General features: G+C 41.4%; 16 protein-coding genes. 15 read left to right on the top strand and 1 reads right to left on the bottom strand.

Annotation, left to right across the window (positions count from 1 at the left end):
* The first annotated feature begins 612 nt into the window (after window positions 1-612).
* Window positions 613-1,254 carry a thiamine diphosphokinase gene (locus IEO70_RS00080; RefSeq protein WP_190996321.1) on the top strand — a complete coding sequence of 214 codons (642 nt, stop codon included), beginning with the start codon at window positions 613-615 and terminating at the stop codon, window positions 1,252-1,254.
* A 112-nt stretch (window positions 1,255-1,366) separates the two neighbouring features.
* The gene (gene spoVM / locus IEO70_RS00075; RefSeq protein WP_050614735.1) at window positions 1,367-1,447 is read left to right on the top strand and encodes a stage V sporulation protein SpoVM; all 81 of its coding nucleotides are present in this window, start codon (window positions 1,367-1,369) and stop codon (window positions 1,445-1,447) included.
* Between the two features lie 78 nt (window positions 1,448-1,525).
* Here the strand turns inward: spoVM and rpmB are convergent, their stop codons facing one another.
* The gene (gene rpmB / locus IEO70_RS00070; protein WP_190996320.1) at window positions 1,526-1,714 is read right to left on the bottom strand and encodes a 50S ribosomal protein L28; all 189 of its coding nucleotides are present in this window, start codon (window positions 1,712-1,714) and stop codon (window positions 1,526-1,528) included.
* 642 nt (window positions 1,715-2,356) lie between these two features.
* On the opposite strand from rpmB, the gene IEO70_RS00065 reads away from it, so the two are divergent.
* The 13 genes from IEO70_RS00065 (at window position 2,357) to ftsY (ending at window position 18,487) form a co-directional block, all read left to right on the top strand.
* Complete coding sequence (locus IEO70_RS00065; protein WP_190996319.1) at window positions 2,357-2,719, top strand: Asp23/Gls24 family envelope stress response protein; 363 nt, start codon at window positions 2,357-2,359, stop codon at window positions 2,717-2,719.
* A 16-nt stretch (window positions 2,720-2,735) separates the two neighbouring features.
* Window positions 2,736-4,403 (top strand): DAK2 domain-containing protein, encoded by a 1,668-nt coding sequence (locus IEO70_RS00060; RefSeq protein ID WP_190996318.1) that lies wholly within the window; start codon window positions 2,736-2,738, stop codon window positions 4,401-4,403.
* A 460-nt stretch (window positions 4,404-4,863) separates the two neighbouring features.
* The gene (gene sdaAB, locus IEO70_RS00055) at window positions 4,864-5,526 is read left to right on the top strand and encodes an L-serine ammonia-lyase, iron-sulfur-dependent subunit beta (protein WP_190996317.1); all 663 of its coding nucleotides are present in this window, start codon (window positions 4,864-4,866) and stop codon (window positions 5,524-5,526) included.
* A gap of 19 nt (window positions 5,527-5,545) precedes the next feature.
* Complete coding sequence (gene sdaAA, locus IEO70_RS00050) at window positions 5,546-6,433, top strand: L-serine ammonia-lyase, iron-sulfur-dependent, subunit alpha (RefSeq protein ID WP_190996316.1); 888 nt, start codon at window positions 5,546-5,548, stop codon at window positions 6,431-6,433.
* A complete protein-coding gene (gene recG / locus IEO70_RS00045) occupies window positions 6,433-8,475 on the top strand; it encodes an ATP-dependent DNA helicase RecG (protein WP_206711445.1) in 2,043 nt (680 codons plus the stop codon). Before sdaAA ends, recG begins: the two co-directional genes overlap by 1 nt.
* 804 nt (window positions 8,476-9,279) lie before the next feature.
* Complete coding sequence (fapR, locus tag IEO70_RS00040; RefSeq protein WP_190996315.1) at window positions 9,280-9,879, top strand: transcription factor FapR; 600 nt, start codon at window positions 9,280-9,282, stop codon at window positions 9,877-9,879.
* Entirely contained in the window at window positions 9,863-10,858 is a 996-nt protein-coding gene (plsX, locus tag IEO70_RS00035) for a phosphate acyltransferase PlsX (RefSeq protein ID WP_190996314.1), read from the top strand. Before fapR ends, plsX begins: the two co-directional genes overlap by 17 nt.
* Window positions 10,859-10,883: 25 nt before the next feature.
* Window positions 10,884-11,825: an ACP S-malonyltransferase gene (fabD, locus tag IEO70_RS00030; RefSeq protein ID WP_190996313.1), complete on the top strand. Its 942-nt coding sequence runs from the start codon at window positions 10,884-10,886 to the stop codon at window positions 11,823-11,825.
* Window positions 11,826-11,827: 2 nt separating this feature from the next.
* A complete protein-coding gene (gene fabG, locus IEO70_RS00025) occupies window positions 11,828-12,571 on the top strand; it encodes a 3-oxoacyl-[acyl-carrier-protein] reductase (RefSeq protein ID WP_190996312.1) in 744 nt (247 codons plus the stop codon).
* Between the two features lie 101 nt (window positions 12,572-12,672).
* Window positions 12,673-12,906 (top strand): acyl carrier protein, encoded by a 234-nt coding sequence (locus tag IEO70_RS00020; protein WP_190996311.1) that lies wholly within the window; start codon window positions 12,673-12,675, stop codon window positions 12,904-12,906.
* Window positions 12,907-13,164: 258 nt separating this feature from the next.
* A complete protein-coding gene (gene rnc / locus IEO70_RS00015) occupies window positions 13,165-13,905 on the top strand; it encodes a ribonuclease III (protein ID WP_190996310.1) in 741 nt (246 codons plus the stop codon).
* 20 nt (window positions 13,906-13,925) lie between these two features.
* A complete protein-coding gene (smc, locus tag IEO70_RS00010) occupies window positions 13,926-17,489 on the top strand; it encodes a chromosome segregation protein SMC (RefSeq protein ID WP_190996309.1) in 3,564 nt (1,187 codons plus the stop codon).
* Between the two features lie 11 nt (window positions 17,490-17,500).
* Window positions 17,501-18,487 carry a signal recognition particle-docking protein FtsY gene (gene ftsY, locus IEO70_RS00005; RefSeq protein WP_190996308.1) on the top strand — a complete coding sequence of 329 codons (987 nt, stop codon included), beginning with the start codon at window positions 17,501-17,503 and terminating at the stop codon, window positions 18,485-18,487.
* Window positions 18,488-18,899 lie beyond the last annotated feature (412 nt).

The following is an 18,899-nucleotide window of genomic DNA, read 5'->3' as shown; positions in this document are numbered from 1 at the left end:
TTTTCATTTTTGATTTAACTCCTCGAAACTACTTCAATGAAAAAGAAGCCATGCGGGAGGCGAAAAGCGAAAGCGGCCCGCAAGTATGGAACAGCGACTAAGAGCGCTACGTCCGCATATCTTCGTCGCTGTGACTATCGTCCAGAGAGCCTCCGACCTGCATAAGACGAATCACGTAGGAAATTGTAAAATTTCTGAAGTGATTTGGCTTAGACCATAGAGCTGTAAAATTCATCACTTGTCAGTCATGAATTTTACAAAATATTCGAGGAAGCATTTCTAAGTTGAAAACTGGCTGGGCCGCTGCAGCCAGACAAATTCTAAGTAGGAACAGCGACTAAGGACGCTAGTCCGCATATCTTCGTCACGATGACTCTCTCGTGAGAGCCCTGCTCTAGAAACCCGGTTTTGGTTTCTTGGGCGAGGCAGGAGGGGAGATGGGAGCATAGGCTAAATGCGCCACGTCCGCATTTCTTCGCCGATATGACCTACATCCTGTAGGCCTCTGAGCATGGCAGGTGTAAGGTTAGACAGCAAAGGGCCCCTAATAAGCCGTTATCGGCTTTTTAGGGGCCTTTTTGGCTTCATATATAGAAAGGTAGGGTTAACAAGATGAAAGACATATACATAATGGCAGGAGGACCGCGGGAACACGTTCCCGATGTATCAACCCTTCATAAACGAGAGATTTGGGTTGGGGTCGATAAGGGCATCGGTACGCTCCTTGAACAAGGCATTATGCCGAATATTGTTTTTGGTGATTTTGATTCCATTGATGCGAAGTACTTAAAGTTCATCCAAAATGTCGAAAAGTTTGAGTATCCTTCAGAAAAGGATGATACTGATCTTGGTTTGGCATTAGAATGGGCACTGAAACAAGAGCCTGAAATAATTCGGATTTTCGGAAATACAGGCGGGCGGATGGACCATACATTGGCTGGTGTGCAGTTGTTATTGCAAGACAAGTTATTAAGAAGTCAAACAACGGTGCAAATTGAAGATGAGAGCAATTTGCTGACAGCATTTTTGCCGGGAGATTATACAATTGCCCGACTGGACCGCTTCAAATATGTGTCTTTTTTCTCCATGACGCCAATTGTGAGTGATTTGACGCTGCATGGTTTTAAATATCCTCTTATTAATAAAGAACTCCGTTTAGGAGATACATTATGCGTAAGCAATGAACTTATTTTGGAGAGCGGTCATTTTTCATTTACTGACGGCATATTATTAATGGTAAGAAGTATGGATTAATAAATTCCATTTTGAATGAAGGTACATTGTCATTAACCGCGATAAGAGACGAAATTCATAGGCAATGTTTGATGTATAGTGAATAAGCTGTTAGCAGGTGAGGAGGGAAATTATGAAGTTTTATACGATTAAACTTCCAAGATTTCTTGGCGGGTTGGTTCGGGCTATGCTGGGAGCATTTAAAAAAGGGTAACAATAGAAACATATCCTAAAATGCAAAACAGCACTCTTATAACAAGAGTGCTGTTTTTTAAGTTAAAATTAAGTAAGATTAAACGCGTTCAACTTTACCAGATTTTAATGCTCTAGCAGAAACATATACGCGTTTTGGTTTACCATCTACTAAAATACGAACTTTTTGAAGGTTTGCACCCCAAGTACGTTTGTTAGCGTTCATAGCGTGAGAACGAGAGTTACCAGAACGAGTTCTTCTTCCCGTGATTACACATTTGCGTGCCATATATAAATTCCCTCCTAACTACAACGAGCTTAAGTTTCAATAATTCTTAAGTCAAGTAATCAAATACTTAAATAATGTATCATACATATTTTCGAAATGCAATAGTATATCTTCAACCTTTCAAGAAAAAAACCTTGACATAGGATTTGATATAAAAAATGGAGAAAAACTTTTAGAAGTTTTTACTTTATAATTTAGGGGCTTTAATCCTTCTTATAGCATTTTCTTATGTGTATCGTTTTAGTTAGGGAGAAGCATGCTGAAGCAATTTGAACCTGCAATTCAACTAAAAATCGATAACTTTGAGCTTAATCGTCCCGAATAAAGAGAAAATAAAAAATCGGGTAATATTGCTCTGTAAAAAGAGCAAAAGCGCTGATTTAATTCAGCGCTTTTATTATGATTACTATTTGAAAAAAATTAATTATAGGGTATATTAGTTAAGAATATTGTAGCTGCAAACGTGCTCTTTTTCAGGTGTAATCTGTGATTTTAATACACAATTGAACACATCAGCAATTCCGAAATCGGAAGAAAATCCTTTATGAATGGCTATTTTTAGCGGTTTGTAGTGCATTTTCTTTATTGTTATAGTAAAATGTTTGTAGTCAAAATGTATTTTTCCAAAAGGGGGAAAAACAAATGTCCATTGAAATCAACACAAAATACGGACAAATTGATATATCCAATGATGTTATTGCTACAATCGCCGGCGGCGCTGCAGTAGACTGCTACGGCATTGTCGGTATGGCAAGCAAAAAACAACTGAAAGACGGAATTACCGAGATCTTAAGAAAAGAAAACTTCACTAAAGGTGTTATTGTGCGTCAAGAAGAAGAGGCCATCAATATTGATATGTACATTATTGTTAGCTACGGCACGAAAATCTCTGAAGTTGCTCATAATGTTCAGTCGAAAGTGAAATATACCCTGGACAAAACGGTCGGTTTAGCAGTTGATTCCGTCAATATTTATGTACAGGGAGTTCGCGTGACGAACCCTTAGTAAGGAGGAAACATTTGTGTCAATAACAAATTTAGAAGGAAAACGTTTTGCTGAAATGGTACTAATGGGTGCGAACCAATTATCCGTTAATGCCAAATTGGTAGATGCTTTGAACGTTTTTCCTGTGCCAGATGGAGATACTGGAACAAACATGAACCTATCAATGACTTCTGGTGCTAAAGAGGTAGAAACTCATATTAATGAGCACATCGGTAAAGTGGGTCAAGCTTTATCAAAAGGCTTGCTTATGGGAGCTCGCGGAAACTCTGGAGTAATTCTTTCACAGCTTTTCCGTGGTTTCTCTAAAAAAATCGAATCAAAAGCAAGTATTAATAGTGTAGAATTCGCTGAAGCATTCTCAGCAGGTGTGGAAACAGCATATAAAGCGGTTATGAAGCCTGTAGAAGGAACAATACTTACGGTTGCTAAAGATGCAGCGAAAGCGGCAGTCGCCTCTGCTGAAGTTAATACGGATATCGTTGCTGTTATGGAAGACATCGTAAAAGAAGCGAACGCGTCCCTGCAACGTACTCCTGATCTATTGCCTGTACTTAAAGAAGTAGGCGTAGTAGATAGCGGCGGACAAGGTCTTGTTTTCGTTTATGAAGGATTTTTAGCGCAACTTAAAGGTGAAAAAGTGAGCCTAAGCGCCACTGCTCCTTCAATGGATCAACTTGTCAGCGCAGAACATCACATGAATGTTGCTGATCATATCAGCAGCGAAGACATTACGTTCGGTTTCTGTACAGAAATTATGGTGCGCTTCAAAGATGGCATGGAGCCATACAATGAAGATGCATTCCGTAATCATTTAAGCGAATTGGGTGATTCATTATTAGTCATCTCTGATGATGAAGTAGTGAAAGTTCACGTGCATACAGAACAGCCCGGTGAAGTGCTGAACTATGGTCAAAAATTCGGTACTTTAATTAAAATCAAAGTCGATAACATGAGAGAGCAACATTCTAGCCTTGTTTCGAATGATGCGCCTTCTGTATCTTCAACTCCAGCTCCTTCTAAAAAGAAAGAGGAGTATGGAATCGTAACAGTTGCAATGGGTTCAGGTGTTGCTGATTTGTTCAGAAGTATCGGCGCTAAAGCAGTAATCGAAGGCGGCCAAACAATGAATCCGAGCACAGAGGATATTGTTAAAGCAATCAAAGAAGTAAATGCGAAAAATGTTATTATTTTGCCTAACAATAAAAACATCATCATGGCTGCTCAGCAGTCTGTTGATTTAGTGGACGAGAATGTAATTGTCATCCCGTCAAAAACTGTACCGCAAGGAATGGCTTCATTATTGGCATTCAATCCTTCATTATCGCCGGAAGACAATGAATCTGCGATGACTGAATCATTGTCTACAGTAAAAACTGGCCAAATTACATTCGCAGTGCGTGACACAAACATCGATGGCTTAGAAATCGAAAATGGAGATTTTATGGGAATTGCGGAAGGCAAAATTTTAAATACAAGCAAAGATAAGCTTGAAGCTACAAAAGAATTGCTGGACGAAATGATCGATGACGATTCTGAAATCTTAACAATCATTTATGGTGAAGATGTCAATGAGTCAGAAGTCAATGAATTAGTTGAATACTGCGAAGAAAAGTTTGAAGATGTTGAAGTGGAATTGCATGATGGCAAACAGCCACTTTATTCATTCATTTTAGCGGTAGAATAAGCTTTTACTTTAGTACATATCGCCAGTGGCGCTGATACTGTATAGAAAGTAGATATTACACGAATAGTATATGATGAGTTAGGAATAGAAGACAATGTCTTCTATTCCTATTTTTCATCTAGAAAAGATTTTTCTTAAATAAATAAAGTTGTGCTTGGAAAGCTGTCTAATCTTATACCTGACACGCTAGGTCCTAAATCAACCCACCCAAGAAACCAAGGGCGGGTTTCTCGAGTGAGTCTCTCAGGATGGGAGTCACAGCGACGAAGATATGCGGATGTAGCGTCCTTAATTGCTGTTCCATACTTGCGGACCGCTTCCGCTTTTCGCCTCCCGTATGTCTCTTTTTTCACTGAAGTGATATCGGGGAGAAAATCAAAAATAAAAAGGACCGGTAACGTTTTTTTTAGTATACTGTTAGTGTAAATTTTAAGTTATATACAAAATGTGAGGGAACAATATGAAATATAGAAGTGTGTTTGATATTATCGGTCCGGTTATGATTGGGCCCTCAAGCTCACATACTGCTGGTGCAGCAAGAATCGGCAAGGTAGCCAGAAGTCTATTCAGAAGGCAGCCAAAATGGGTAGATATTCATCTGTATGGCTCGTTTGCGAAAACGTATAAAGGGCATGGAACAGATGTAGCCATTATCGGTGGCATATTGGATTTTGAAACAGATGATGAAAGAATAATTCGTTCTATAGAAATTGCTGAGGCTGACGGTATGAAAATCCGTTTTATAGAGGAAGAGGCTGTGCCTGATCATCCGAATACGGCAAAAATTCGTATGGGCGATGAAATAGGCAACTTGGAAATGGTTGGTATTTCTATCGGCGGAGGAAAAATCGAAATCATTGAGTTGAACGGTTTTGTATTAAGATTGTCGGGACAACATCCGGCAATATTAGTCGAACATACTGATCAATTCGGAGCGATTGCGAATGTTGCAACTGTATTGGCACTACATCAAATTAACATCGGCCATATGGAAGTGTCGAGAAAAGAATTGGGACAAAGAGCTTTAATGACAATTGAGGTCGACCAAAATATCGAAGATCCAATTTTGGATGAGATTGAAAAATTGCCGGCCATTCTTGGTGTAACAAAAATTGTCGATTGAGTTTTAGGGAGGTAAAGTATTGTTTAGAAATGTTGCTGAGCTTGTACACTTGGCAGAAAGTCAAAATAAAAAAATATCAGAAGTTATGATTGAACAGGAAATGAAAGTACTCCAGTTAAGCCGAGAAGAAATCATCGCGAAAATGGACAAAAATCTTGTTGTAATGGAAAAGGCGATTGAGCGTGGCTTGCAAGGTGTTAAATCTCATTCCGGATTAACAGGCGGAGATGCTGTACTCCTACAAGAATATATCGCATCCGGAAAATCATTGTCAGGGGATTTGCTGCTTGATGCGGTCAGTAAATCGGTGGCAACGAATGAAGTAAACGCGGCGATGGGAACAATTTGCGCGACACCGACAGCAGGATCAGCCGGTGTTGTACCGGGAACACTTTATGCGGTTCGGGAAAAATTAAACCCAACTCGTGAACAGATGGTGGCCTTTTTATTCACTTCAGGTGCTTTTGGATTTGTTGTCGCTAATAATGCGAGCATTTCCGGTGCGGCTGGAGGCTGTCAGGCCGAGGTAGGTTCTGCGAGCGGAATGGCAGCAGCGGCTATTGTTGAAATGGCAGGCGGAACACCATCCCAATGTGCGGAAGCGATGGCAATTACGCTAAAAAATATGCTAGGCCTTGTTTGCGATCCGGTTGCAGGTCTTGTAGAAGTACCGTGCGTGAAACGGAATGCAATGGGAGCTGCCAATGCGATGGTAGCGGCAGATATGGCTTTGGCCGGCATTAAGAGCCGTATTCCTTGCGATGAAGTGATTGGAGCAATGTTCCGCATCGGTCAATCGATGCCGGCAGCCTTGCGAGAAACGGCGTTAGGAGGACTGGCTGCTACGCCGACAGGAAAAGCTTTGGAGGCGAAAATTTTCGGAGCACCGAAAAAAGAGGGGAAATAATGAACGTATATAATCCGGTTTCAGATATTAAAGGGATAGGGCCAGAAACGACAGAAGCTCTTTTAGAGATGGGAATCGAAACGGTTTTGGATCTACTGGAATATTTGCCGTACCGATATGACGATTTCCGTCTCCGTGATTTGGAGGAAGTTGAGCATGATGAGCGAGTAACTGTTCAAGGAGTCATTCATAGTGCTCCGGCAGTTGTTTATTACGGCAAAAAGAAATCGAGGTTGACATTCAAATTATTAGTAGGACGCTATTTAGTGTCAGTTATTTTCTTTAATCAGCCGTATTTGAAAAGTAAATTGGCATTGCAGCAAACGATATCGATTACAGGAAAATGGGATCGTCACAGACAGACGATTACCGCTACAACGTTTTCTGATGGAGAAAGTGCGGAACAAAAAGATTTTGAACCTGTATACTCAACGAAGGGCAGTGTTACGGTAAAAGGCTTGAGAAAGTTTATGACAATTGCTTTTTCTCAATATGCACAATCAATTCCGGAAGTGCTGCCTCCTTATTTGTTGAAAAAATATCGGTTGTTAAGCAAAAAGGATGCTTTGCGTGCTATGCACTTTCCGGAAGGAGCGGAAGATTTAAAGCAGGCGAGAAGACGGATGGCATATGAAGAGTTGTTGCTGTTTCAATTAAAAATGCAAAGTTTGAGAAGAATTGAGCGGCACGGTTCTGCCGGCATGCAGCAACAATTTGATGAAGCGAAATGGCAACGTTTCATTGGCAGTCTGCCATTTCCGCTTACATCTGCCCAAAATCGGGTAGTAAATGAAATTATAGCTGATATGAAATCCCCGCATCGTATGAACCGGCTTCTGCAAGGAGATGTTGGTTCAGGAAAAACCGTTGTGGCAACAATCGCTTTGTTGGCATCTGTTTTAGCAGGGCATCAAGGAGCGTTAATGGTTCCGACGGAAATATTGGCCGAACAACACGCAGCTTCCATTGCTGGTTTACTAGAAGGAACGGGCGTAAGATCAGCACTTTTTACGAGCTCGGTTAAAGGCAAGAAACGCCGTGAGCTGCTTGCAGACCTGCAGGCAGGAGATATTGATATATTGATAGGTACGCATGCTTTAATTGGCGATGAAGTATCATTCCGTTCACTAGGGTTGGTCATAACAGATGAGCAGCATCGTTTCGGTGTAGAGCAAAGGAAGATTCTGCGTGAAAAAGGTGAAAATCCGGATGTGCTGTTCATGACAGCGACTCCGATACCGCGTACGCTCGCAATTACTGTTTTTGGCGAGATGGATGTATCAATTATTGACGAAATGCCAGCTGGACGTAAACCGATTGAAACATATTGGGCAAAGCATAATATGCTTGAGCGCGTTTTAGGTTTTATGAACAAAGAACTCGTTAAAGGCAGACAAGCTTACGTTATTTGCCCGCTTATAGAAGAATCGGAAAAGCTTGACTTGCAAAATGCGATTGAGGTTCATGACATGCTTTGCCATTATTACGGTGATCGGTTCAAGGTTGGGCTCATGCACGGAAAGTTGCTTCCAGCAGAAAAAGATGAAGTCATGAAAGCTTTCAGCGAAAATAAAGTGCAAATATTGGTTTCAACTACAGTTGTAGAAGTAGGGGTGAATGTGCCGAACGCGACATTCATGCTCGTATACGATGCAGAGCGCTTCGGCTTGTCGCAGCTGCATCAATTGCGTGGAAGGGTTGGACGAGGCAGTGAACAATCATATTGTGTTTTAGTGAGCGATGCCAAATCGGAAAACGGCAAGGAACGAATGCGGATTATGACGGAAACGAATGATGGATTTGTTTTGTCTGAGAAAGATTTGGAGCTTAGAGGACCCGGCGATTTCTTCGGCAAAAAGCAAAGCGGTCTGCCGGAATTTAAAGTGGCTGATCTTATTCACGACTATCGTATTCTGGAAGTGGCCAGAGACGATGCTTCTCAGTTAGTCAATAGCGAACAGTTTTGGGAAGAGGAAATGTTTGAAGGTTTACGAACTTATTTGCGCTCACAAGGCGTATTTGCGGAGATGAAGTTTGATTAATTAGCAGGTTCCTACCTGGCTTTTGTTTAAAAAGTGAATTTTATTTGTTGATGGAGGCGTAGACTAGCAACTCCTGCTCAGATGAAGCATGCAGTTCGATGCAACACAGGAGTGATGAGCGGCGAGGAGGATTGGCGCAGGCCTCAGCGCGAAAGCGTCCATCCGCAGCGGAAATCAACAGACGCCTAATAGATTTTGAACTTAGATGACTGTCTAGCCTTACACCTGCCATGCTCGGTCCTAAGCTGCCTCCCCCAAGAAACCAAAAGCGGGTTTCTTGGGGGATTCATCTTAGTCCTCCCGCATGGCTCCTTTTTGATTAGCAACATATCTAAGAAAGGCAATCATTCGTGAGTAGTGCTGATTATTGGGTACGTACCTCACCAAAAAGGACCGGTGACGGCTTTTCTAATTGTCTAGCTATAGCGGCCAGCCTCTCGAGGTCATAAGCCAATCCGTCCGGAAGGTAAAAAGCAACCTACCAGCCGGCTCGTCTTATGCTGGTCGAGGCTGAACAGGCCGCTTCCGCTTTTCTACTTGTCTAGCCTTACACCTGCCATGCTCGGTCCTAAGCTGCCTCCCTCCAAGAAACCAAAACCGGGCTTCTTGTGTGATTCATCATAGTCCTCCCGCATGTCTCCTTTTTTATCGAGGTGAATCTGAGTAGAGTATACATGATAAAAAAGGACCGGTGACGGCTTTTCTGATAGATTGCGAGTTTTTAAATAAATCTTGCAATCTTTTTTTAAAATGTATATACTGCTATTAGTACCTAGTCATAATACTCGGATGGTGACAACATATATGAGACGAAGCAAAAAGGACCGTCAATTACAATTAACAGAAACAATTGAAAATAATCCCTTTATTACTGACGAAGAGCTTGCTGACAAATTTAGTGTCAGCATACAAACAATTCGTCTTGACCGCCTGGAATTATCTATTCCGGAGTTGAGGGAACGTATTAAAAACGTTGCTGAAAAAAATTACAGTGATGAAATAAAAGCTTTACCTATTGAAGAAGTAATTGGTGATATTATAGATATAGAACTTGACCATAGTGCGCTTTCAATATTCGATGTCAAAAAAGAGCATGTATTCACGCGAAACGGTATAGCCCGCGGCCATCACTTATTTGCGCAAGCTAACTCATTAGCGGTAGCTGTTATCAATGATGAATTGACTTTAACGTCTAAAGCGGAGATAAATTTTACCCGTCCTGTTAAAGAAAATAGTCGGGTTATAGCGAAAGCTAAAGTGATCGAGCGACAAAATGATTCCGGGCGTTCGATTGTTGAAGTAATCAGTCACGTGAATAACGAAATCGTATTTAAAGGCACTTTTGAAATGTACCGTTCGAATATAGACAGAAGGAATGAAGAGAACAATGAAAATAGCAATTGACGCAATGGGCGGAGACCACGCACCTAAAGAAGCTGTTTTAGGCGCTGTTGAAGCCGTTAAAGAATTTAATGATATCGAGATTTTATTAGTTGGTGATGAACAGCAAATTATGCAATACTTATCAGCACCGCATAATCGAATCTCCATTTTACATACAGATGAGCAAATTTTGCCTACAGATGAACCGGTACGAGCGGTGAGACGCAAGAAACAAGCTTCTATGGTTCTAGCTGCACAACAAGTAGCTGAAGGAAAGGCGGATGCATGTATCTCGGCCGGAAGTACTGGTGCTTTAATGGCCGCGGGGCTGTTCGTGGTCGGAAGAATAAAAGGAATTGAAAGACCGGCTTTAGCGCCGACATTGCCGACGTTAAACGGAGATGGTTTTGTTCTTCTAGATGTCGGAGCGAATGCAGAAGCGCGAGCTGAGCACTTATTGCAATTTGCGATTATGGGCTCAGTGTATGCGGAGAAAGTAAGAGGAATTAAAAATCCTCGTGTCGGCTTACTTAATATCGGTACGGAAGACAAGAAAGGCAATGAACTGACAAAAGCAGCTTTTGCATTAATGAAAGAGGCTCCAATCAATTTTGTCGGTAATGTTGAAAGCCGTGACTTAATGGAAGGTGTTGCTGACGTTGTTGTAACAGACGGATTTACAGGCAACATGGTATTAAAAACAACTGAAGGAACGGCAATGGCAGTTTTCAAGATGTTGAAAGAGTCTTTAATGAGCAGTGTCAGAAGCAAACTGGCAGCTGCGGTATTGAAACCGGAGTTTAAGGAAATCAAAGGGAAGATGGATTATTCAGAGCATGGAGGAGCGGCATTGTTCGGTCTGAAAGCTCCTGTGATAAAAGCGCACGGTTCTTCTGATGCAAGAGCATTCTACAGCGCAATCCGTCAAACGAAAACGATGGTTCAGCATGAGGTAGCCTCTACTATTCAGAGATATGTTGAAAAAGAGGATAATAAGTAATTAATATTCGGCAAGGAGTGATAATATGGCTGTAATAGGTTTTGTTTTTCCGGGTCAAGGTTCACAGTCTGTTGGAATGGGCTTGGAGCTTGCAGAACAATTCGAAAGTGTACGAGCTTATTATGAAAAAGCGGACGAAGTGCTGGAAGTTTCCTTAAGTGAATTGATTTTTCAAGGGCCTCAAGAAAAATTGACTTTAACCGCAAATGCCCAGCCGGCTTTATTGACGACCAGCATAGCGATAATGTCAAGACTGCAGCAGTTTGGAATTAAGCCGGATTATGTAGCAGGTCACAGTTTGGGAGAATATAGCGCTCTTGTGGCCGGTGGCATGCTTGACTTTGAAGATGCAGTTCGGATTGTACGTAAGCGAGGCGAATTCATGGAAAAGGCTGTACCTGCAGGGGTCGGAAAAATGGCTGCGATTCTTGGACTTGATCGCCGAACACTCGAAGACCTTACATCATCTATCTCTGCCGATGGTTACTCCGTACAATTAGCGAATATTAACTGTCCCGGACAAATAGTAATATCCGGTTCAGCTGAAGGTGTGACAATTGCTTGTGAAAAGGCAAAAGAAAGCGGCGCTAAACGCGCGATTATGCTTGATGTGAGCGGTCCGTTCCATTCAAGTTTAATGCAGCCCGCAGCGGCTGATCTCAACGAAGTATTAGTACAGTTTTTGTGGAAAAATGCGGAAGTACCGGTTGTGTCGAATGTTAATGCAAAACCGATTACTTCAGCTGATGAAATGAAAGTGAAGCTGTTACAACAATTATATTCTCCCGTATTATGGCAAGACTGTGTAGAGCATATGATTGAACTTGGAGTCGATACATTTATTGAAATCGGTTCGGGTAAAGTATTGTCCGGTCTAATAAAAAAAATCAATCGTTCTGTAAAAGTGTATTCCGTGTCGAATGAAAAGGAAATACAAGCAGTTGTTGCTGCATTAAAGGAGGAATAGTTGTGAAAGTACAAGGTCAAGTAGCGCTTGTAACAGGGGCATCAAGGGGTATCGGGCGGGAAATTGCACTTGAATTGGCACGCCAAGGCGCCGATGTAGCTGTTAATTATGCCGGAAATGAAGCTCTTGCTAACGAAGTAGTTGCAGAAATCGAAGCAATGGGGCAAAAGGCGATTGCTATCCGCTGTAATGTAGCAGATGCAGATGAAGTGTCGCATATGGTAAAAGAAACGATTGAGAAACTTGGCAAAATCGATATTCTTGTCAATAATGCCGGTGTAACGCGCGATAATTTACTTATGCGCATGAAGGAAGAAGAATGGGATACGGTCCTTAATACGAATTTAAAAGGTGTGTTCCTTTGTACAAAGGCAGTTACCAGACCAATGATGAAACAGCGTAAAGGCAGAATCATCAACGTCGCAAGTGTTGTCGGTGTTGTCGGTAATGCCGGTCAGGCAAATTACGTAGCGGCAAAAGCCGGCGTAATCGGGTTAACGAAAACAACAGCTAAGGAGCTTGCTCCAAGAGGCATTAATGTCAATGCGATTGCGCCCGGATTTATATCGACTGATATGACCGAGCAGCTGCCTGAAGACGTACGAAACAGCTTGCTTTCACAAATTCCTCTGGCAAGATTCGGAGAGCCTGCTGATATTGCCAAAGTAGCGGTCTTTTTAGCTAGTGAGGATAGCTCCTATATGACAGGACAAACACTCTGCATAGACGGCGGAATGGTCATGTAATAATTAATTGTGTTTGTCACAATTAATGGCAATTGATAAAAAATATTTATTATTGCAGTAAAATCAAATATAATAAGGAGAATTGAAAGGAGGTGAAAAATATGGCAGATGTATTAGAGCGTATTACGAAAATCGTCGTTGATCGTTTAGAAGTTGAGGCGTCAGAAGTAACGCTTGATGCTTCTTTTAAAGATGATTTAGGTGCTGATTCACTTGATGTAGTTGAACTAGTGATGGAGCTTGAAGATGAATTCGGAATGGAAATTTCTGATGAGGACGCAGAAAAAATCTCAACGGTAGGCGATGCCGTTAATTACATAAAAAGCAATATGTAATAGATCATTTTCATGATAAGGTCGACTCGTATGAAGAATTTGACAGCTTGCTTCATGTAGAGCATTCTCTATATAAAGTGATAAACTGTCTCTTCAAGAGTTGGCCTTTTTCTTATGAAAAAGAGACGGTGACGGTTTTTCTGTAAAATATTGAAATAAAAAGTAAAAGTTTATTTTCTTTTTTGACAATCATTTTATATACTAGGTAATGTTGAATGTTATTTTAATAAGAGTCAGATTTAGGTTTCGGAGGATGTTATGCAAAAGAATGGAAGAGAAAGAAAAATTCCAAATAAAAATATGAAATTTGATAAGTTTCAACGTGAAATCGGTATCCGATTTTTGAATGAAAGATTATTGAAACAAGCGTTTACTCATTCATCTTATGTGAATGAGCATCGTCGCAAGCCTTATGAAGACAATGAAAGGCTTGAGTTTTTAGGGGATGCCGTATTAGAATTGACAGTTTCACAATACCTGTATCGAAAATATCCGCTCATGAGCGAGGGAGAATTGACAAAACTTCGCGCAGCGATTGTATGTGAGCCTTCTTTGGTGACATTTGCGCACGCTCTTTCTTTCGGTAAGCTTGTACTGCTTGGTAAAGGGGAAGAACTGACTGGCGGCCGCGAGCGTCCGGCGTTATTGGCAGATGTGTTTGAAGCTTTTATTGGCGCTTTGTATTTAGACCAAGGTATGGACGTTGTCAATTCATTTTTAACAAAAGTAGTATTTCCTAAAATTGATGAAGGTGCTTTTTCTCATGTGATGGATTATAAAAGCCAGCTGCAAGAATTAGTGCAAAGAGATGCGGCCGGAGTCATCGAATATCGAATTCATCAAGAAAAGGGTCCGGCTCATAATAAAGAGTTTGTATCTAACGTTTCATTGAACGGAGAGATACTTGGGACAGGCGTCGGACGCTCCAAAAAAGAAGCGGAGCAAAAGGCCGCACAAGAAGCACTAATTGTTATGAAACAAGCAAAAAATAAGAAGTAAACTGTAAGGGGGGGAAAGTATTGTTCCTCAAACGTTTGGATGTAATGGGATTTAAATCGTTCGCAGAAAGGATCTCCATTGATTTTGTTGAAGGGGTTACAGCTGTTGTCGGACCGAATGGAAGCGGCAAGAGCAATGTAACAGATGCGATCAGATGGGTGCTTGGCGAGCAATCAGCAAAATCGCTTCGTGGAGCAAAAATGGAAGATATCATTTTTGCAGGAAGTGATTCAAGAAAATCTCTTAACTTTGCTGAAGTAACATTAACTTTAAATAACGAAGATCAATTTCTTCCTCTTGACTATCAGGAAGTCAGCGTTACTAGAAGGGTGTTCCGTTCTGGTGAGAGTGAGTTTTTCATTAATAAACAAAGTTGCCGCTTAAAAGATATTGTTGACTTGTTTATGGATTCTGGTTTAGGCAGAGAAGCATTTTCTATCATCAGTCAGGGGAAAGTTGAAGAAATATTGAGCAGCAAGGCTGAAGAACGAAGAACGATTTTTGAAGAAGCGGCCGGTGTTTTGAAATATAAAACGCGTAAAAAGAAAGCTGAGCAAAAACTAATTGAGACACGGGAGAATTTGAATCGTGTACAAGATATTCTGTATGAGCTGGAAGGACAAGTAGAACCTTTAAAAATACAGGCTTCCATGGCGAAAGATTATTTGGAGAAAAAACAAGAGCTTCAGCAGTATGAGGTTGCTTTGACAGTGCATGAAATTGAAGTGCTCCATGGAAAGTGGCAGGAGCTTTCAAAGCAAAACGAAGAGCACAGCAATCAGGAAATGCAACTGAGCTCGGATTTACAAAAAAAAGAAGCTAATATTGAACAACTTCGCGATCGGATTACTGCACTGGATGAATCTGTCAGTGATTTACAGGAAGTACTTTTAATTACAACGCAAGATTTAGAAAAGCTTGAAGGAAGAAGAAGTGTTCTTCAGGAGCGTAAGAAAAATGCGACGCAAAGCAAACAGCAGCTGGAGCAGACTATTGAAGAAGCTCAGAGCCAAGTAGTCCGGCTGAAGGCTGAACAAGCCGAACAACTGCAAAAGCTCGAGGGCATTCAAGCGACTGTTAAGGACTTGAAGCAGCAACTTAATGAGAAAGAAATTAGCTTGTCCTCTTTCAGTGAAGATTTAGAGCTTGAAATCGAGTCACTGAAAGCGGATTATATTGATTTGCTGAACGAGCAGGCAGCGGCCAATAATGAAATGCGAATGGTGAAACAACAACATGAGCAAATTAATGCGCGCAGCGCTAGGCTCGATTCAGAGAACGAAGAGCTTCTTTCCAAACGTTCGGATATTACAGCTGAAAAGGAATTGTTAATTTCTCAGCTTAAGAGCATTAAACAAAAACTTGAGGAGACAGCCTCCGGAATATTTGAAAGAAAGACAAACTTAGAAAAGCTGCAAGAAAAATATAAAAGTGAAGAAACGAAACTGTATCAGGCATATCAATATGTGCAACAAGTAAAATCACGTATTGAAATGCTTAAAGGTATGGAAGATGAATATGCAGGCTTTTTCCAAGGTGTCAAAGAAGTTTTGAAGGCGCCAAATCTGCAAGGCGTGGAAGGTGCTGTCGCAGAGCTGATTACAGTTCCGAGAGAATATAATTTAGCGATTGAAACAGCACTTGGCGCTGCGATGCAGCATGTTGTTGTTGACACAGAAGAAAATGCCCGTAAAGCAATCCAATTCTTGAAAATCAATTCATTCGGTAGAGCTACCTTTTTACCAATGACCGTCATGAAGGAAAGAAATATTCCGTCATCGCAGCTGCAGCTTGTATCGAATCATCCTTCTTTCATTGGTGTCGCATCGCAATTAGTGCGCTATCAATCCAAGTATGCAGAAATTGTAGCGAATTTATTAGGCGCAGTCATCATTACCTCCGATTTAAAAGGTGCCAATGAATTGGCGAAAAAGCTGCACTATAAATATCGAATTGTGACGCTTGAAGGTGATGTCGTCAACCCGGGTGGAAGTATGACAGGCGGTGCAACTAAATCAAAAAATTATTCGCTTCTTGCCCGTAAAGGCGAGTTAGAAGAACTATCGAATAAATTACCGTTAATGGAAGAAAAGACAGTACAGCAAGAAACAAAAGTGAAGCAATTGAAAGAAAGCATTCAACAGCATACCGAGTTGTATGAAAGTTTGCGCGCCAACAGCGAACAATTAAGAATTCAGGAGGAAAGCGTCAAAGGTCAACTCCGTGAAGTCGAAACGAATGAAAGAAACTTAAATGACCGTCTGGCTCTGTATGACTTGGATCAATCGTCATATGTGGAAGAGAAACTTCAAAGAGAGCATCGATTGGCTGAGCTTGAACAGCTATTAGGGGAAATTGCCGCTAAGCTGGAAGAGAGCAAAGTGAAGATCGATGAATTGACGAACCGCAAAAATGCGCAGCAAAGCTCAATTTCGGCCGTCACATCAGAGTTGAACGAATTAAAGATTCAGTATGCCGCAAAACGTGAACAGCAACAGCATGCTCAAGCAACTTATGACCGTTTGCTTAAAGATTTAACAGAATGGCAGCGCAAGGAAGAAGATGCTACAGAAGACCGTAAACTATTGTTCACTGATATGGAGAGTAATACCAGTGGTGAACAACAACTTGAAGAATTGGCAAAAATGAAGCTTCAGGACAAAAATGAAACAATTCAACTCATTTCAGCCCGCAGAGAAGAACGGAATCAATTGCATATGCAATTAGAGGACGCCGAAAGGGAACTGAAAGAGCAAAAACGTATATATAAAGGCTACGTAGAGACGATGAAGGATGAAGAAGTGAAGATTAACCGTCTCGATGTAGAGCTTGAAAACCGTCTTCAACATTTGCAACAGGAGTACTTGCTCTCTTTTGAAGATGCTAAAGAACAGTTCTTGTTGCAGGACTCACCGGAGGAAACGACGAAAAAGGTGAAGTTGATTAAAATGGCGATTGAGGACCTTGGTACAATTAATCTTGGTGCAATCGATGAATATGAACGTGTTTTTGAGCGCTTTACGTTTTTAACGGAACAAAAAGCAGACTTGCAAGAGGCGAAGGATACTCTTTTCCAAGTGATTGACGAAATGGACGAAGAGATGAAGCGACGATTCAAGGAAACTTTCGATGGTATCAGCAATGAATTTGAATCTGTATTCCAGCAGCTTTTTGGAGGCGGGCGTGCGCAATTGAAGCTGACCGACCCTGATGACTTGCTGAATACAGGTGTAGAAATCATCGCGCAGCCGCCAGGGAAGAAACTGCAGAACCTTGGGCTGTTATCCGGAGGAGAAAGAGCGTTGACAGCCATCGCTTTATTATTCTCGATCTTAATTGTACGTCCGGTTCCGTTTTGCGTACTCGATGAGGTAGAGGCGGCGCTTGATGAAGCGAATGTGCAGCGATTCAGCCAGTACTTAAGAAAATTCAGTACCCATACTCAGTTTATCGTTATTACACACAGAAAAGGAACGATGGAAAGCGCTGATGTATTGTATGGGATTACTATGCAGGAATCTGGTGTTTCTAAGCTCGTATCTGTAAGACTAGAAGATAAAAAATTAGCAGAACAAACGAAATAGGAAGTGAAAGCATGAGTTTCTTTAAAAAATTAAAAGAGAAGTTTACAGCAACGACCGATCAGGCAAGTGAGAAGTTTAAAGAAGGCCTTACGAAAACGCGAGATTCTTTTGCGAGTAAAGTAAATAATCTAGTCGCTCGTTATCGTAAAGTTGATGAGGACTTTTTTGAAGAGCTTGAAGAGATTTTGATTGGTGCTGATGTCGGCTTCAATACGGTTATGGAATTAATCGATGAACTGAAAATGGAAGTGAAACGCCGCAATATTCAAGATACTCGTGACGTGCAGGCTGTCATTTCTGAGAAGCTTGTCGATATTTACCGCAACGATGAAGAAATCGATGCGACTCTTTCAATGAATAATGAACTGACAGTTATTTTGTTTGTCGGTGTAAACGGTGTTGGTAAAACAACAACAATCGGGAAACTTGCTCATAAGTTTAACAGCGAAGGTAAAAAAGTGTTGCTAGCAGCAGGAGATACATTCCGTGCCGGTGCCATCGAGCAATTGGAAGTATGGGGCGAGCGTGTCGGAGTCGATGTTGTGAAGCAAACAGCCGGCTCTGACCCTGCAGCAGTTATGTTCGATGCGGTTCAGGCAGCTAAATCCCGTAATGTTGATGTGTTGCTTTGCGATACAGCCGGCCGTCTGCAAAATAAAGTCAACTTGATGAAAGAGCTTGAAAAAGTGAAGAAAGTCATTGAACGTGAAATTCCTGGAGCACCGCACGAGGTTCTGCTTGTGCTTGATGCGACTACAGGTCAAAATGCTCTTGTTCAAGCAAAAATGTTCAAAGAAGTAACCGATGTATCCGGCATCGTGCTGACAAAGCTTGACGGAACAGCCAAAGGCGGTATTGTGCTTGCTATTAAAAATGAGCTTGGCATACCGGTTAAATTTGTCGGCCTAGGCGAAAAAATGGATGATCTGCAAGAATTCGACGCAGAGAAATATGTATACGGCTTATTCGCGGATATTATTGAAAAAGAAGAGGAATAAGACATGCGCTGTAAAGAACCCGATCTCATTTGAGTTCGGGTTCATTTATTGCTATCCAAGGTATGATTTGCAAACTGTATAAGAATGTAATCATCTGAAGCTGACTGTAAATTCTTGAGTATGTGCACTACCAAAAGGATCGGTGACGGTTTTAATAATTATAAAGGTTATATTTTTGAACTAAGATGGCAGTCCAACCTTATACCTGCCATGCTCTGTCCTAAGCTGCCTCCCCCAAGAAACCAAAGGCGGGTTTCTCGTGTGGGGCTCTCAGGATGAGAGTCACAGCGACGTTGCTACAGGACGTAGCGCTCTTAGTCGCTGTTCCTGCTTAGAATTTGTCTAGCTGCAGCGGCCAGCCCCTCGAGGTCATAAGCCAAATCACTTCAGAAATTTTACAATTTCCTACGTG

The organism is Peribacillus faecalis (assembly GCF_014712675.1).
GTDB classification, from domain to species: domain Bacteria; phylum Bacillota; class Bacilli; order Bacillales; family DSM-1321; genus Bacillus_AD; species Bacillus_AD faecalis.
This window is presented reverse-complemented; position numbering and strand designations above follow the sequence as displayed.